The organism is Mesotoga sp. UBA6090 (genome assembly GCF_002435945.1).
Lineage (GTDB): Bacteria > Thermotogota > Thermotogae > Petrotogales > Kosmotogaceae > Mesotoga.
In genome coordinates this window covers 39855-56458 of sequence record NZ_DIXC01000060.1, presented here as the reverse complement: position 1 = coordinate 56458, position 16604 = coordinate 39855, and the positions used below count along the sequence as shown (strand labels likewise).

The following is a 16604-nucleotide window of genomic DNA, read 5'->3' as shown; positions in this document are numbered from 1 at the left end:
TCTACTTAGTTTCCAGTGCAAGTATAAATCCAACCACGTCATCGATTGTCTTGAAGCCGGCAGTCTGGCTATCGCTGATCTGGATGTCAAATTTGTCTTCTAGCTCCATTACCAGATCTACAAGATCAAGCGAGTCTGCGCCAAGGTCCTCTATGAATCTAGAATTCCCTTTGATCTCACCTGCCTCGATCCCGAGATTTTCTGCAACAATTGATACAACCCTTTCTTGGATGGTTGACGTTCCTTCCATTAAACTCACCTCTCATCAAAAAATCAGTTTAGTTAGCAATTTCCTGGAATTCTCTTAGTGCTTCAAGGCTTTCGCTGTCTGTATTGTTTACAGTAACACTCCTGTCAATCTTCTTCATAAATCCGCTGAGAACCTTTCCCGGACCTACCTCAATGAATTTGTCAACGCCCAGCTGAATCATTCTTCTTATCGATTGCTCCCACCTTACGGGGCAATATGTCTGAGAAATCAATAGCTCCTTTATCTCATTCGGATCTTCGGGGAAGAGATCACCGGTTACATTAGATACTACTGGAATCTTCGGGGGGCTTACCTTGACACCATCAAGGAATTCTCTCAAGATCTCTCCTACAGGCTGTAAGAATCGACTGTGGAAAGGCGCGCTAACCGAAAGCTCTACGCATCTCTTTGCGCCTTCTCTCTTACAACTTTCCATTACGACTTTCACTTTTTCTGTGAGACCTGAGACTACCACCTGTCCCGGACAGTTATAGTTCGCAACTATTACTTCTTCGCTCGATGAAGTCTCAGAACAGATTCTTTCAACCACTTCATCTTGCAGACCAATTATCGCTGCCATGCTTCCCTTACCAGGAGAAATGGTATCTTGCATAGCCATTCCCCTCATCCTAACCAGGCGAAGAGCGTCCGCGTATTCAAGTGACCCAGCTATTGTAAGTGCAGTGAATTCTCCAAGGGATAGACCCGCAACAATGTCGGGTTTTGCTCCAACTTCTCTAAGGACGTCTGAAAGCGCTACGCTCAGAGAAAGGATAGCCGGTTGAGCATTTTGAGTTAGCGTCAATTCTCTCTCCGGACCCTCAAGCATCATTGTCAGCAAATCAAATCCCAGCATGCGACCTGAGATTCCAAGGAATTCTTTAAGTTGTGCGCTTTCCTCGCAAAAAGTTCTTCCCATACCCACATATTGACTTCCCTGTCCAGGAAATATCCATGCTACCATTTTGTGATCCCTCCCAGGTGGCCAATGATTTCTTCGGCCTCTTCAATGATTGATTCGATTAGTTCGCTCACACTTAATACTTCCTTTATTAAGCCGCTAGATTGACCGGCCATTAAAGAGCCAAAAATGACATCACCTTCTTTGGCGGCTCTTTTAAGCGCACCAACGGCCACTTTCTCAATTTCCTCGAATCCCTCGCCTCTTTTCTCAAGCTCCTCTATGTATCTTGTGAGTCTGTTTCTGAAGGCTCTAACTGGATGGCCGTTAGCATTTCCCGTAACAACTGTATCCAGTTCGTTTGATGATAGAATTTTCTCTTTATAGCGAAAGTGTGCCGAACAGTCAGAAGTGCAGATAAACCTTGTTCCCATTTGAACTCCACTTGCGCCTAGCGCCAGTGACGCCACAAAGCCTCTTCCATCAGCAATACCTCCCGCCGCGACAACAGGAATCTGCGTTGCAGAAGCAACGGCCGGGACGAGAACCATAGATGTCACTTTCCCAATATGACCGCCAGCTTCCATTCCTTCAGCGATTACCGCATCGACTCCCTGCTTCTCCAGTCTTTTGGCGAGTCCTGCAGAAGCAACAACTGGAATCACTTTTGTCCCGGCTGACTTAAGTCCATCTAAGAAGCGAGAAGGGCTTCCTGCTCCAGTAGTCACAACCGGGACTTTCTCCTTGCGAACTATTTCCATCTGTTCTTCAGCAAAGGGGGAAAGTAACATGATGTTTACTCCAAATGGATTTGAGGTTAGTTTCCTCACCTCATGAATCTCAGCAAGCAGCTCCTCCGAGGAGAGACTGCCTCCAGCAATAATGCCCAAGCCACCAGCATTAGAAACTGCAGCAGCTAGGGTGTGATCTGCAACCCAGGCCATTCCTCCCTGGAGTATCGGATATTTGATTTCGAGCAACTTGGTCAATGATGGTCTCTCTTGTCTCAAGACTGATCCTCCTGGCACGAAAATGCTGAATAAGTATCAGCAATGCCATACCAGGGAGAAAAGCCTAGTTTTAGTACGGATATCGAACCCTATTCGATTCCACAGTCCGGAAATCAAACGGGAGGTGATTTGTGAAAGATAAGGAGTTTGTGAAGAGTAGAATTCCACATCGGGATCCCTTTCTTCTAGTTGACGGTGTGACTTATATTAGCGATACTGAGATTAAGGCCTACAAGGACTTATCTGAAGATGAGCCCATATTCAGGGGTCACTTTCCTGGGCATCCGGTTTATCCAGGGGTGTTGATGATCGAAGGTATTGCTCAGACAGCGGGAATTCTCCTGCTGGAGCCGAAAAAGATCCCACTGTTCGCCGGAATTGAAAATGCTCGATTCAAGGAAATAGTGCAGCCACCTTGCAGACTTGAATATACCGTGAAAGTAATCGGAAAGAAAATGAACATTGTGAAGATAGAGGGCGTCGCTCATGTTGAAGGGAGACTTTGTGCCAGAGCTACACTTCTTGTTTCTTCATTATGATCGTAATGCATCATAATTAAATCTATTCAAGAGATGATTTTGGAAAGAAAAAACCCCTGTGCTATAATCTAGGCGTTAATCCTGCACAGGGGGATTAAAGGGGGTAAGCCGTCACCTTTAATGGGTGGCGGCATTTCTGTTTTAGAACTGGAAAGAAGCTACGAATCTCACGCCACTTCTATAAACAAAGAATGCCACGTAGTCTCCCTTCTTGATCTTTTCGGTATGTGCCTTGAAATCGTTCACATTCTCTATCGGTTCCTGATTGCCATTTATGCTCAAACGGGTGATCACGTCATCTTTGCTAATACCGAGTCTGTAGATTATTCCTTCTGAATCAACCTTTCTTACAACTATGCCTCTGAATTCTGCAGGCAATCCAAGCCGTTCCCTGTCTTCTGGGGTTATCTCGGAAACAGAGACTCCCAAAGAGCTTTCAAAGGTCTTAGACTCCTCAAGGTCGTCAGTTGATGAGGATTCACTCTCTTGAGAAAGCGATCCCAGAACCGCCGTTAGCACAATTCTCTCTCCAAATCTATCGATTGTAATCTTTACCTCAGAACCTGCCGGGTAATTAAGAACGGCTGCCCTCAGTTCAGAGGAATTTGTAATCTCGAGATTTTCAAAACCGATAATCACGTCTTGAGGTTTCACTCCGGCCTTCTCAGCTGCAGAGCCCGGGACTACATCGGTAATGAGAGCGCCACTTTCGACTTTTAGTCCAAGCGATCTTGAGATAGCCTCTGTAACAGTATCCATATAGACTCCAAGATAGGCTCTATGAACCGATCCCGTTTCAATTATCGAATCAACGAATCTCATAGCTACATCTATAGGTATTGCAAAGCCTAGTGAAGTTCCTACGTCGGGGGAGATTATGGCGGTGTTTATCCCGATAACCTGACCGTGGATATTCAACAAAGGTCCCCCGCTATTGCCGGGGTTAATTGCCGCATCGGTCTGGATCAAATTCGAATAGACACCGTTTCCATCGGGTTTTGGCAACTGCCTTCCGACTGCGCTGATTACACCGAGAGTTACAGTGTGTTTAAGTCCGAAAGGATTACCGATTGCAATTGCCCATTCCCCTATCCTAAGTGAGTCGGATTTGCCGAGTTCTACTGTTGGAAGATCAATCCCATCGGGATCAATCTTAATAACCGCAATGTCCAGCTCTGCATCTCCCCCAATGTACTTCGCTGGATAGGAGTTTCCATCGAGCATAGACACTGTGATTTTTTCGGCACCAGAAACAACGTGTTCGTTGGTGAAAATGTACCCATCTTTGCTGAAAATGAATCCAGAACCAACGCCTGACACTTTCTGATCCGGGATCTCTCCAAAGAAACGCCTAAAGAAATCCTCAAACCCAAAAGGATCAGTTATTGAATACTTTCTGGTGGCTTCGACGTCTATTTTCACTACTGCTGGTCCTGCCGCTTGAACTACGTTGACCACGGGACTCTCGTAGCCTTCATTAACCAGGGCCAGAGAAGCCACTGATAACAGAACAACAACCACAACTACAAGAACTTTCCTCATAACTCTGACCTCCTTCTTCGTTTTGGCTACTCCGGTAACTAATTTGACTGATCGGCCGAATTCATTGTTCAAAAAATTAGAAGGTGATATACTGATAGAGTTATGTTTTTCAGGGGTGAGTTTGTTGCAGTTGTTGTTTGTGCTGATTGTTTTCGTTGTTGCGTATTATCTCATTATTTCGGGGAAATTCAATAGATCCACAGTCGCCTTTACTGCGGGAATCTTAATACTTCTGTCAAAGGTAATTCCGGACTTCGATATGAAGGAGCTCGGTTATCTTGTTGATTTCAATACAATAAGTATCCTCATTGGGATGATGATAGTAGTCGGTACGCTAAGAACAACGGGGTTCTTCGAATTCGTTGCAGTGCATGTTGTTAGAGTCTCTAAGGGTAACGTAAGAGCTCTTCTGATATTCTTCATGGTTACAATTGCTCTTTTCTCCGCCTTTCTTGACAACGTCACAACGATACTCCTCTTTGCACCGATAATTTTCCTCGTTGCCGATGCGCTCGAAGTCTCACCACGAATGTTTTTGCTGGCGGGAGTTCTTTCAGCAAATATCGGCGGTACAGCGACTTTAATCGGAGATCCACCAAACATTTTAATCGGTTCCGCAAGTGGATTTGGATTCATGGATTTTCTCAGGTTTGATGGGCCAATCACTCTCATTGCCCTTCTAATAACTGTTATATACCTTGATAGAAAGGTCTTTAAGGATTACAGATCAATGGGAGATAAGCTTCAGCGCCTTGCCAGTATGGATCCCAACAAGGCTATAGTCTCAAAATCGGCTTTCTATAAATCACTTGCAGTGTTTTTTGGAGTCATCGCAGGTTTTCTTCTCCATGGGTTGATTGGAATCGAGCCTTCTCTCGTCGCTCTTGCAGGTGCTGCCGCGGCGATGATTCTAAATGGGAAAGGTTTTTCTAGTCTGTCCGAGGATATCGAATGGGATACTATCTTCTTCTTCATCGGGCTCTTTGTTCTCGCATTTGCTCTACAAGAGGTTGGTATTACTTCCTTTATATCCGGTCTTCTGGGTACACTCTCGGGTAATAGAGTAGTGCTGTTTCTAACCCTTTACTGGTTGTCAGCAGTAATGAGCGGCTTCATAGGCGCGGTCCCCGCAGTCACTTTTATGATTCCCGTTATACAGGGAATAACGGCAAATTACAGTGTTCCTGTCGAGATTTGGTGGGTAATCTCAATCTCGGCCTGTTTTGGAGGGAGTTTCTCGATTGCCGGTGCAGCTGCCAATATGGTTGGAGTGGGGCTGATAGAAAAACACTCGAAGGAGAGTCTCACATACGGAGATTTTTTGAGATTTTCAATGCCTGTGACGATTATGACACTTGTTGCCGGTACCGCCTATATTCTCCTCAGATTCTCGCTTTAGGTTCTCCTTTTTCGTGAGAATGTCTTTCTGTTCTCTTCTTCCTGAGGCCGACTTCTCCACGAAGATTCTGTCGCCATCTTCCGAGGCAATTCCTGTGTAGTACATCGCTGTGGAGTACGTTGCCGGTGTAGGTGTGAATATCTGAACCTGCTCTGGGTTGTAATGCATTTCCTTGCTCACGAATTTCTTCAGTTCGGCCATGTCCTGTATCGTGCATCCCGGATGAGCAGCAATAAAATATCCGATAGTGAATCCATTTCTACTTGAGAGAAGACTTACTTCTCTCAGAAAATCACGAAGTGCCTTTTTTGATGGTTTTCCCATCTGCTTCAGAACATGATCAACGGAGTGTTCGGGTGCTATTTTTAATTGTCCGGAGGTATGATTTTCGATCAATTCTTTGAGGAAGCCCCTTCCGGATTTTCCATCGCTGAGAATGAGATCGTACCTAATTCCAGAAGAGACGAAAACATGCTTAACCCCCGGAAGTTTCTTTGCTCTTCTCAAAAGATTGAGGTATCTGGTGTGATCGGGTCTAAGAGAACGACAGACTTCCGGGAAAAGACACCTTCTATCAGTACAAGCCCCGGCTTTTTCCTTTGCAGAGCACTCGAATCCATACATATTTGCTGTCGGACCGCCGATATCGGTTATAGTTCCATGGAATTCGGTGTCTTTGGTAAGAATTTCGATCTCTTTGATTATTGAGTCTTCTCTTCTCGAGACTACTGTTCTTCCCTGATGAGTCGCGATCGCGCAGAAGTTACACTCACCGTAGCAACCCCTATGACTCGTTATCGAATTTTGAACGGTCTCAATTGCCTTGACTTTTCCCTTAGAGAGAGACAGAGGGTGTACTCTTCTACTGAAGGGAAGAGAATAGAAAGAATCCAATTCCTGTGAACTTACCTGTGGGGGTTTGTTCTGTACAACATATCTATTGTCCTGAAGCTGATAAAGACAGGTCCCCCTTACAGGGTCCGTCTCTTCGTGAATGATTCTTGTGAGTCTGAAGTACTTCCTTTTGTCAAGTAAGACTTCTTCATGAGAGGGAAGCTCAACTCCATTTGGTTTTGAGCTCGACCAGAAAACCGTTCCTTCGACGTCTTTGGGGATTTCTCCTAATTCTGAGATTCTCCTGGCAATTTCGGTGACGGGTTTCTCACCCATTCCATATACAAGCAAATCTGCTTTAGAGTCAAGAAGAATAGACTTTCTTATTTTGTTGCTCCACCAGTCATAATGAGAGAACCTTCTCAAGCTTGCCTCTATTCCTCCGATAACAACGAAAGTGTCTTTGAAAGCCTGCCTTATCAAATTCGAATAGACTGTAGTTGCACGATCAGGTCTCTTTCCGCCAATCCCGCCAGGAGTGTAATCATCGCTCTTCCTCTTTCTTCCGGTCGAGGTGTAGTTTGCAACCATAGAATCAACATTTCCGGAGGTTATGCCGAAGAAGAGTTTTGGTCTCCCCAGTGCTGAGATGTCTGCAGTTGTTCGCCAGTCCGGCTGCGAAATCACGCCTACTTTCCAGCCTGCAGATTCAAGAACTCTGGCGATTATTGCCGATCCAAATGATGGATGATCAATAAAAGCATCGCCTGTGATAAGAATTATGTCGAGAAAAGACCAGCCTCTTTGATCCATCTCTCTTTTAGTCATTGGAATATTCATTGGTCACTCCAAAAAAGAATAGGGAAGCGAAACCGTAAGCCGGATCCTGTTATTGTGACCATCTATCTGGGAGTCATGTTGCCACGACCCTCAAGCATCCTACCCGAAAGGGGTTCGGTGGGCAACCTCAGACCCTTTCTGCTTGGACTTGCTCCAGACGGGGGTTACCAGGCCTGCCGATCACCCGACAGCCGGTGAGCTCTTACCTTCACCTTTCCATCCTTGCCCGAAGGCGGTTTCATTTTCTATGGCCCTTTCCGGAGATCACTCTCCCTGGGTATTACCCAGCGTCCCTGCCCATGGAGTCCGGACTTTCCTCGGATAATCCGCGGTCACACATTTCGCTTCCCAACGAAATCTATAAAGCCTTGCAGCCCTGACTTCTACCTTCAATTATCATCTTTCTCTCAATCATATTCAAGAGCTTGATTTTTGACATCCCCCAGTTTCCAAAAAGAGTACCCTCAAATGGAGGGTCTGAAACAAGTCTATGCACAATCACTTCACTATTGAGGTTCTCAAGGAAGACAACTACTCGCTCCAAAAACTGCTCCAAAGTCCCGATTTTGACTTCTCCTGCTCGAAACTGTCTTGCCAGTTCGGTACCTTCAGCCACATATAGAGAGTGAATTTTGACTCCATCAATTCGCAGCACTGATATCAGCCTTGCCGCCTCAGACACATCCTCCTCTGTATCCCAGGGAAGATTAACTATCACGTGAGCCACAAGCTCTATGCCCCTGTTCTTGGCTCTCAAGGACGAATCGATGAAATGTGATAGAGTATGCCCTCTGTTGATTGCTTTCAGAGTATTTGGATTAATGCTTTGTAGTCCCAGTTCAAGAATTACATCGACTTCTTTTGTGAATTCCTCAAGAAGATCGAGCACATCGTCAGAGACAAGATCAGGTCTCGTAGATATGTCAAGAACAACAACATCATCAATAATTGCTTCGCGGTAGATTTTTCGAAGTCTCTCAGTGGGAGCGAATGTATTTGAATTTGCCTGAAAATATGCCATGAACTTGTGAATGCCTTTCTTTCTGAGCAGTGATATCCTTTGTTCCAGTTGTTCTCTAAGCGAAAGATTCGAGTCGATTGAAAATCCGCTTCCTGAAGGATCACAATATATGCAGCCTCCTGTCCCATTGATTTTGTGTGGGCAAGAAAAACCCGCATCAATGGGAACCCTGTGAACAGGTTCTCCGTATTTAAGCCTTAAATGAGTCTTTAGATCGTTATAGGGCTTACGATTCAACAGATCTCACCAGGCTTCTCTCGAACTCTTTGAAAGCATCCACAGCGGAATTCACTTCTTCCTTTGTGTTTCCCAGAAAAAGATACAACCATTTCCCGGAAAACCACGTTTTGATGTAGCCTTCATCGATCTCCCCAGAAAACTCTCCATAAACCCAGGGAATTGCACTTACAACTGCTCTCAGTTCACTTGAGACATCTCCAATTAGGGTATACCAAAAACCCGTGCTTTGAGAGGCGTTTTCGAATTTTGTTACATAAACACTGAACCTTCTTGTTCCCTTAGCGAACTCTTTTTGAAGAAGCAGAGCAGTATCATCTAAACTGAGGTCCAGAACTTTGCCGCCAACACTAGTTAAGGTAGAGATGTCCATATATTCACTTAGTGTGAATCCTGCAAATCGTCCCGGCACCAGTTCCGACCGTGAGGTTCCGCAGGAAGAAATAAAGATTATCAGAATAACAAGTGCTGCCGTTATGTGGGGTAGTCTAATTCTCATTTCTTCACCTCCCGTTCTATGAGTGTTCTAAAGGAGTTAGCTTTCATATAGATCTTGGGCCAGTTTTCATGCCCCAATCTCTCTAAATGATTTGAAAACAAGACTCCATTTCTGGGATCTCTGATCTCGCTTTCTATTTCAAGCAAAGGAACCAGAACGAATTTCCTCTTAATTATATCGTTGTGGGGAATTGTAAGCTCCTTTGTAGTTAGAACAGTTTCTCCAAAAAGAATAATGTCAATGTCTATTTCTCTCGGACCCCATCGAAATCGCTCTACTCGTCCCACAGACTTTTCAACGGTCTTTATTTCTCTTAGCAAGATTTCTGGGTCTCCGGTGTGTCGAAATTTTCCGACGCAATTCAGGAATTCTTCTTGTTCAGTGTTTCCGTATGGTTTAGTATAATAGAGAGAGGAGACTTCTGAGGGAAACAGCTCCATTTCTGTAAGTCTCTTGAAGGCTTCGATAATGTAACGCAATCTGTCTCCGATATTGCTACCGAAGGCAAGGAACAGATCACTCTCCACTTAATTTCCTCCGCAACGACCACGCCGCTTCCTTCAATCTCTGTACGGTTTTCAAAGAAAATCCCCCTTCCCACCAGTGAGGAAGAATCGAATTGTCGAGAAGCAGTGGATCAATTTCTTCATTAAACATCCCTCTATCTACCAGATCCTTCCATTGCGCCGTGCCTGGAATCGGCGTGAATTCGTTAACGCTCGGGTTAACTCCTAGTTCTTCACAGACTTCAAGTGAATTCAGAATATCCTTTTCGCTCTGGCCGGGAAGATTCATCATGATGTAGGCACTAACTTCTCTAGAAGTGAATCCGGCTTCAGAGAGGTTTTGAATTGCTTGATAGAAATCTCTTGAACTTACTTTCCCACCCGTTGCGTTTTGCAATGCTGGATCCGAAGTCTCTAGTCCGATCTTTATTGTCTTGAAATTGTTTTCGAACATCAGACCTGCAGTCTCCATGTCCAGAAATCTGGCATGGACACCGTTTGGCAAATGAAATCTTGTTCCAATTCTGCGATTCTGTATTTCGCGCATTAGTTCTTTAAACCCATTACCTACTAGAATGGCGTCGTCGAAGAAGACTACGTCGGAAAGATGCTTTGTTTCTATTAGAAACTCAATGTATTCGGCAGTCCTAACTGAATCTCGACTGAAAAAACCGTTCCAAAGAAAACTACTGGCGCAATACGTACATCTGAATGGACAGCCGAGACTTGTGATAACAACTGCATAGCGAGGAGATTCGTAAATGGAATAATCGGGATCAAGGTCTTCGAACCAGTCAAATTGCAGTGTACTGTCGATGCCAAGATAAGCAAGAGCTTTCTCAAGCGGTTTCATTCCCGTTCCGGGGCAAACAAAATCTGCTCCAGAATATTGCCTGGCATGATCAGGAAGAAGTGTTGCATAAACTCCGCCCAGCAGAATTGGAATACCGGACTTCTCCTCCCGAATTACCCGTATAGTGTCGCTTACTCCATAGTGCCAGTAAGTCATCATCGAAGTCACGAATACTCCATCTACACTTCCCGACCCCCTAAGTTTTCTTCGCAAGACTTCCTCGGGGAAACCGAATCTCTTGAACTTCCTTGGAATTGATGCAATAGAGTGAGGCTTGGCTATTTCCTCTTCCAGAAATTTCCCCGTTCCGAAGTGTCTATCTCCCCGTCTGGCACCAAATGAGACAAGCTCAAGATCATATCTATCGAGACAATCAATCACAACCGGTTCAATGCCGAGATGTTTGAGGGCAGAAGCAATATAGAGAAGTCCTAGAGGCTTCAACCAGTAATCGTAAGCCGAAACAGCCTCGATCCAGGGGTTAACCAGTAGTATTCTTTTCAACTGACTTCACTCTGTTGTAGTAAGACCTTAAGCCCTTCAAGGTCAGGATGGGATCGTCGATTTCTATGAAACCACTTTTATTTATGAACAGGCGGACATCGCCACCGGTTCCTATGATTCTTGGCTTTTCTTCAAATTCTTTGATTATGTTGCTTATGATTCCTTGGAGAGCAAAGTAGGTTCCATTTACAATACCGATTCTTAGGTTATCTTCGGTATTAGTTCCAAAGTAGTGATCTTCAAAAAAGAGCTCAACTTCAGGAAGCTTGGCGGTATGAGAGAAAAGTGCAGACATTGCCGTTGCCGGACCAGGAAGAATCGCGCCTCCTGCAAAGATCCCATCCTTAAGAATGTCTATGGTTATTGCCGTTCCGACGTCGATGACTATTGCGTTTGCCCCGTAACATTCTCTTGCTCCAATTACATTTGCCAGCCGATCCGCGCCGATTTCAGCAGGATTATCAGTTCTGAGTCCAACTGAAACGAATTCATCGGCCTTCATAAATACTGCTGGTTTCGACAGGTATTTTCTGGCAAAGTAATTCACCGATCCATTGAGTCTCGGAACAACGCTTGCTACACACAGTCCGCTTATCTCGGAGAGAGAACTTCCCTTGTTCCTCAGTAATCCGTCTAGGATCACGAAGAGCTCATCCTCAGTTTCAATCCTTGAGGAAGATAATCTCCAAACTGCCCCAATATCCATTCCATTATCAAGTCCAAAGACGGTTGTCGTGTTTCCGATGTCTGCAAGTAACAGCATGCAAAACCTCCTATCTAGATATTAACATCTCGTTGCTGGTCTTTCTACTGACGTCCCCTTCAGACAGCCCGTATTGTTTCACATTTTCTTAATATTTCTCTCCACTTGATCGGCAGATGATGTGATGATATAATCTTTCTGCCAGCGCAGGCTGGAGACTGAAAGTGGGAGCGACTCGCTAGCTCAGCTGGTAGAGCACCTGACTTTTAATCAGGGGGTCGCGGGTTCGAATCCCGCGCGAGTCACCAGCGAGAGTGGCGAAACTGGCAGACGCGCTGGACTTAGGATCCAGTGGGGAGACCTGTGAGGGTTCAAGTCCCTCCTCTCGCACCAGAGCGATTTACAGAATGTAAGTTTGCGCGGATGTAGCTCAGTGGTAGAGCACCTGCTTGCCAAGCAGGGGGTCGCGGGTTCGAACCCCGTCTTCCGCTCCAGAAGGACGCCGGAAGGGCGTCTTTCTTTGTGTATATTCATTGTTCTGTATTAGCTAATCAGCTTAGGAGAATCACCGTGTACCGAAACAAACATACAGCTTTCCGGTAAGGTGCGTGATTCATGTTTTGGAGAATTCTCAGGTCGAGAAAATTTGGTCCCTTCTGAAATGCTGATCTTTCTGTTTCTTCTCTTGACTTTATTCCCATTCAATCGTGGCCGGTGGTTTGTCAGTTATGTCGAAAACGACCCTACCTATCTCTTTTACTTCAGATGTAATCCTTGAAGAAGCCTGCCTAAGGACCGAATGCGGAAGTTCATACCAAGATGCCGTCATGCCTTCTGAACTATTAACAGCCCGAAGAGCAACCACATAACCATATGATCGCTTATCTCCTTTTACACCCACGCTGGAGACTGGTAGAAGGACAGCAAACGACTGCCATATCTTATCAAGATCACCCGATTCGCGTAGCACTTCCATGAAAATAGAATCAACTTCCTTCAGAATCTGCGCCTTCTCCGAAGTCACTTCTCCGATTATTCTCACTCCAAGACCAGGGCCGGGAAATGGCTGCCTACTGATCAGGAATTTGTCTATTCCAAGAGAGTGACCGAGGTTTCGTACTTCATCTTTAAAAAGCTCTCTCAGTGGTTCAAGCAATTCCAGGCTCATATTCTCGGGAAGACCTCCGACATTATGGTGACTCTTGATCTTTTCACCACTCCTGGAAGCAGCTCCGGATTCAATGACATCTGAATAGATCGTCCCCTGAAGCAAAAACCTAGCATTCAGTTTGCTCGCTTCTCTTTCGAATACTCGTATGAATGTCCGTCCAATAACCTTTCTCTTTTCCTCTGGGTCCACAATTCCTTCAAGTTCATGGAAGAATTCTTTTGACGCTTCAACTGTCTCTACATTTATTCCCAGTTTTCTCAAGGCTACTGGAACTTCGATCTCTTCATTTTTTCTCATCAATCCATGATTAACGAAAATCCCGGTGAATTTCTCGCCGATTGCTCTCGAAGTTATTGTTGCCGCTACTGTTGAATCGACTCCTCCTGAAAGACCTCCGACAACGCTTTGATCGCCAACGGTTCTCTGAATCGTCTTCACTTTCTCATCAGCAAGGTCACGAATCTTCCAGTCGCGTGATGCTTTGCAGATGTCTATCACGAATTCTTCGAGTAGTTCTTTCCCAAACTGGGTGTGATAAACTTCTGGATGAAACTGGAGAGCGATATTCTTCCCATCTGTGAATCCCGCAATTGTTCCGTTCCTACTTCTCGCCACGATCTTGCATCCATCTGGAAGTTGAGTCACTTCATCGCCATGACTCATCCATGCAATAATTTCGCTCGGGACACTTTGAAAGCAAGCATTATCAATTGATACTGATGTGAGGCCGTACTCGCCTCTCAATCCACTTGAAACGACTCCTCCAACTTCTTTGGCCATGAGATGCATTCCGTAGCATATTCCCAGAATCGGTACTGAGAGAAACCTGAGTTGTTCAGGGAAACCTGCAGAGCCTTCTTCATAAACACTCTGAGGTCCACCTGACAAAATCACGCCTTTGATATCTTTCTCTAGTTTAAAGCCATCTGGAGTCTCTACCGTGCAAAGAACACCGATCTCTCGAATTCTTCTTGCTAGAAGTAGAGTATATTGAGATCCGAAGTCGATAACAGCTATTCTATCCATCTTTCCTCCAAAAAGAAAACCCCCGAGGGGTGAAGTTAGAGCATCCTCTCAAAGAAAGAAGATTATGACCTTCAAGCTGAGATTGCAAAGCCGATATGAGAAATAATACGAGCTACCGACTCTTATTCCCTTGTTCCACAGAGAGCACTACATATTAGTAAATATGCAATCACCACTGCCCGAGTAGCCCCACACTCCAGGTCTTCTGAAAACCGAGTGATTCTATTTTGTTAGTCAGGTTGGTCCCTATCCCGGCTGTTATTATCATATCTCCCACCCTGACTTCAATACCGCCGCCAACAAGAAAATCAATGTTGTGTATGAGGTCGGCATTCATTGATACTCCCACACGCGCCGAAAAGAGATTCATATATGTGTACTGCGTTGAAAGACCAAGATACTTGACTCCCATCCCGTTTCTGGTACCTAACTCAAGGCCTATCAAGAACGGATCCAGGACGAACCTTATTCCAGCAAGTAGGTCGATTGAGTTTGAAGATAGGCCACTGTTCCATAATAGGCTGTCAAAGGAAACTACATAGTCTAGCAATTCGTAAGCCCTACCGGTTATTCCACCTCTGACTGCAACACCGTAAGTAGGTGTCGCGCCAGTCGTCATGTTAACCTTGAAGTCTGCTCCGAAAGATGTGAGAGGTCCGAGTTCACCCGATATCATGTAACTGAGGGATCTATTGCTCGATGTTTCTCCTATGTCCATGTAATACTGAAGCAAACCTGCCATTCCATCGTCTGAATCTTCAAAGAGCTGGACGTATAGCCCACGCTCGTCTGAAGAGGGGGACGCGCTTGTGGTAAGCTCGATGAAGTTTGAAGAGAAAGCTGACTTAAGTATCCCGTACAAATCTGAAGGGCTGCCAAAACCCGAACTATACCCCTTTGCAAGTATCCCGTTCCCTCCCGTTTGTAGTAAGAAGGGATTCAGTGCCATAGTAACCACACCAAAACACACGACCACCAAGATCAAAAGCTTCTTCATCATATCACCCCAAACGTTCTTCAGAAGTCTTTAGATTGCCTACTTGAATAAGACCGGTTTCAGCACAATGTTCTTTGAACTCACACAGCCTATCCTCAAGTATAGCCTCTCGAATCTTCTTCACAAAATCCATTAGAAAGCTTACATTGTGGTAACTCAACAGAATCTTGCCAAGTATCTCGTCCCTTGTGAACAGGTGATGGATATACGCTCTGCTGTACGTTGAACAGACTTTGCAGGTACAGTTCGGATCTACTGGAGATTTATCGTGCTTATTCCTTGCGGACTTGAGGTTGATTCTTCCACCTGAGGTCAATGCCGCTCCATGTCTGCCAAGCCTTGTAGGAAGAACACAATCAAACATATCGACTCCGCTTTCGACTGCAGCCAAAATCAGTTCGGGTGATCCTACTCCCATTAAGTATCTGGGCCTATCTTCGGGCAAAAGGCCAACGGATGCCGACAGAACTTTTTCCGTTGTCTCGAAGTCTTCTCCAACACTTAGACCACCCAAGGCGAAGCCCTCAAAATCCATCGCAGTGATTTCCGAAGCGCTCTCTTCCCTCAAATCATTGAAGAAACCGCCCTGGACTATACCGAACAGAGACTGATTACTATCCTTCCTGTGAGCAAGTAAGAATCTCTTCGCCCAGTTAGTGGTTCGTCTTACTGAATTTCTTACATATTCCTTGTCTGCATTTGGTTCAACGCACTCGTCAAAGGCCATTGCAATGTCTGATCCTATGGCTTCCTGAATTTCGATTGAGAGTTCAGGGGTAACGAAAAGGCTTCTGCCATCAAGAGGCGAACGAAATTTCACTCCTTCCTCGGTAATTTTTTTGTCGGAGAGTGAAAAGACCTGGAATCCGCCACTGTCAGTTAGGATAGAATGATCCCAAGACATAAAATTATGAAGGCCGCCAAAGTATCTCAGAGTGTCGAGTCCTGGACGCAAAAACAAATGGAAAGCGTTGCCAAGTATTATTTTTGAATCCATTTCATAAAGTTGATCTTGCCAGATCCCTTTTACCGTCCCATTAGTGCCTACGGGCATAAAAACGGGTGTCTCGAACTCTCCGTGTGCAGTGGCAAGTACAGCGGTTCTTGCTTTCGTTTCGGTACTCTTTGCCCTTATTTTCAGCTCAACCATTACGCTTTCCGATAATCTCGATTATCTTATCGTAAGAAGCATCAATTTGTTTTTCGAGCTGATTCATTTCATCGTTTATCCAGGCGCCATAATCGGGATCCTTCAGAGACTTCATATTGATCATAACATTGGCTTTGGCAATCCTATAGACTGCTAGGAGAAGGTGGGCGGCACTTTCGGCATCCGAAAGAACATTAGAATTCCCCCACTTGGCAAGTCTTTCTACATTCACAATTATGTTCTTGCATCGCCTGGCAAGATCAAAAGGTACTTCTATTGCTGTCTTTAGAGCTTGTTGGACTTTCATTTCTCTTGTGCTCTTCTCATCGTCGGTGGTTTTCGGAAGCTTATAAGCAGACATTACTTGATCGAAGGCCTGAATATCGCGGTTCATCAAGTCGCAAAGATAGTTGCTTTCCGATTCAAAAACCTCTAAGGCTGACTCCATATGTCCCTCGGCATCTTCATAGCCCTTTTTCCCTATGGTCAGATTTGCGACCATTGATCCTAACGAAGCTGCGAGGGCAGCTACCACTGCTCCGACAGCACCTCCTCCAGGAGTTGCAGACTTCTCAGCAACTTTTTTCAGAAAGTCTTTCACCGGTAATGTGCAAAAATCCAT

General features: G+C 45.1%; 16 protein-coding genes, 3 tRNA genes and 1 other RNA gene. 5 read left to right on the top strand and 15 right to left on the bottom strand.

What is annotated here, in order from left to right:
• Position 1: 1 nt before the first annotated feature.
• From acpP to B3K42_RS09490, 3 genes are read right to left on the bottom strand one after another with little or no spacing between them, the layout of a single operon-like run.
• Positions 2-250 (bottom strand): acyl carrier protein, encoded by a 249-nt coding sequence (gene acpP, locus B3K42_RS09500; RefSeq protein WP_110989995.1) that lies wholly within the window; start codon positions 248-250, stop codon positions 2-4.
• 28 nt (positions 251-278) lie between these two features.
• The gene (fabD, locus tag B3K42_RS09495; protein WP_292598481.1) at positions 279-1214 is read right to left on the bottom strand and encodes an ACP S-malonyltransferase; all 936 of its coding nucleotides are present in this window, start codon (positions 1212-1214) and stop codon (positions 279-281) included.
• Positions 1208-2161: a nitronate monooxygenase gene (locus tag B3K42_RS09490; protein WP_292598479.1), complete on the bottom strand. Its 954-nt coding sequence runs from the start codon at positions 2159-2161 to the stop codon at positions 1208-1210. Before B3K42_RS09490 ends, fabD begins: the two co-directional genes overlap by 7 nt.
• A gap of 131 nt (positions 2162-2292) precedes the next feature.
• Between B3K42_RS09490 and fabZ the strand changes: the two genes are divergently transcribed.
• Positions 2293-2700, top strand: a complete 408-nt coding sequence (fabZ, locus tag B3K42_RS09485; protein WP_292598477.1) for a 3-hydroxyacyl-ACP dehydratase FabZ — start codon at positions 2293-2295, stop codon at positions 2698-2700.
• Between the two features lie 141 nt (positions 2701-2841).
• On the opposite strand, the gene B3K42_RS09480 is transcribed toward fabZ, so the two are convergent.
• Positions 2842-4242 (bottom strand): Do family serine endopeptidase, encoded by a 1401-nt coding sequence (locus tag B3K42_RS09480; RefSeq protein ID WP_292598474.1) that lies wholly within the window; start codon positions 4240-4242, stop codon positions 2842-2844.
• A 115-nt stretch (positions 4243-4357) separates the two neighbouring features.
• Between B3K42_RS09480 and B3K42_RS09475 the strand changes: the two genes are divergently transcribed.
• The gene (locus B3K42_RS09475; RefSeq protein WP_292598472.1) at positions 4358-5641 is read left to right on the top strand and encodes an SLC13 family permease; all 1284 of its coding nucleotides are present in this window, start codon (positions 4358-4360) and stop codon (positions 5639-5641) included.
• On the opposite strand, the gene B3K42_RS09470 is transcribed toward B3K42_RS09475, so the two are convergent.
• From B3K42_RS09470 to B3K42_RS09440, 7 genes are all read right to left on the bottom strand, one after another.
• Positions 5573-7315 carry a YgiQ family radical SAM protein gene (locus tag B3K42_RS09470; RefSeq protein ID WP_292598470.1) on the bottom strand — a complete coding sequence of 581 codons (1743 nt, stop codon included), beginning with the start codon at positions 7313-7315 and terminating at the stop codon, positions 5573-5575. The two genes, B3K42_RS09475 and B3K42_RS09470, sit on opposite strands and share 69 nt — an antisense overlap.
• A 19-nt stretch (positions 7316-7334) precedes the next feature.
• Positions 7335-7663, bottom strand: an RNA gene (gene rnpB / locus B3K42_RS09465) — RNase P RNA component class A.
• Positions 7664-7673: 10 nt separating this feature from the next.
• Positions 7674-8573, bottom strand: coding sequence for a TIGR01212 family radical SAM protein (locus B3K42_RS09460; RefSeq protein WP_292598469.1), 900 nt, complete (start codon positions 8571-8573; stop codon positions 7674-7676).
• Entirely contained in the window at positions 8563-9072 is a 510-nt protein-coding gene (locus B3K42_RS09455; protein WP_292598467.1) for a hypothetical protein, read from the bottom strand. Before B3K42_RS09455 ends, B3K42_RS09460 begins: the two co-directional genes overlap by 11 nt.
• Entirely contained in the window at positions 9069-9599 is a 531-nt protein-coding gene (gene folK / locus B3K42_RS09450; RefSeq protein WP_292598465.1) for a 2-amino-4-hydroxy-6-hydroxymethyldihydropteridine diphosphokinase, read from the bottom strand. Before folK ends, B3K42_RS09455 begins: the two co-directional genes overlap by 4 nt.
• Entirely contained in the window at positions 9589-10935 is a 1347-nt protein-coding gene (locus tag B3K42_RS09445; protein WP_292598463.1) for a B12-binding domain-containing radical SAM protein, read from the bottom strand. Before B3K42_RS09445 ends, folK begins: the two co-directional genes overlap by 11 nt.
• On the bottom strand, positions 10913-11698 hold the full coding sequence (locus B3K42_RS09440) for a type III pantothenate kinase (protein ID WP_110989998.1): 786 nt from the start codon (positions 11696-11698) through the stop codon (positions 10913-10915). Before B3K42_RS09440 ends, B3K42_RS09445 begins: the two co-directional genes overlap by 23 nt.
• A gap of 172 nt (positions 11699-11870) precedes the next feature.
• Here B3K42_RS09440 and B3K42_RS09435 point away from each other — a divergent pair.
• The 3 genes from B3K42_RS09435 (at position 11871) to B3K42_RS09425 (ending at position 12132) form a co-directional block, all read left to right on the top strand.
• Positions 11871-11946, top strand: a tRNA-Lys gene (locus tag B3K42_RS09435).
• Positions 11947-12031, top strand: a tRNA-Leu gene (locus B3K42_RS09430).
• A 26-nt stretch (positions 12032-12057) separates the two neighbouring features.
• Positions 12058-12132 (top strand) — tRNA-Gly (locus tag B3K42_RS09425).
• Between the two features lie 197 nt (positions 12133-12329).
• Here the strand turns inward: B3K42_RS09425 and guaA are convergent.
• The 4 genes from guaA to B3K42_RS09405 all read right to left on the bottom strand — a co-directional run bounded on the left by guaA (position 12330) and on the right by B3K42_RS09405 (position 16604).
• Entirely contained in the window at positions 12330-13835 is a 1506-nt protein-coding gene (gene guaA, locus B3K42_RS09420) for a glutamine-hydrolyzing GMP synthase (RefSeq protein ID WP_292598459.1), read from the bottom strand.
• Between the two features lie 169 nt (positions 13836-14004).
• Positions 14005-14832: a hypothetical protein gene (locus B3K42_RS09415; RefSeq protein ID WP_292598457.1), complete on the bottom strand. Its 828-nt coding sequence runs from the start codon at positions 14830-14832 to the stop codon at positions 14005-14007.
• A 4-nt stretch (positions 14833-14836) separates the two neighbouring features.
• Positions 14837-15982 (bottom strand): tRNA guanosine(34) transglycosylase Tgt, encoded by a 1146-nt coding sequence (gene tgt, locus B3K42_RS09410; protein WP_292598455.1) that lies wholly within the window; start codon positions 15980-15982, stop codon positions 14837-14839.
• Positions 15975-16604, bottom strand: coding sequence for a cyclodeaminase/cyclohydrolase family protein (locus B3K42_RS09405; RefSeq protein WP_292598454.1), 630 nt, complete (start codon positions 16602-16604; stop codon positions 15975-15977). The genes tgt and B3K42_RS09405 overlap by 8 nt, the downstream gene beginning before the upstream one ends.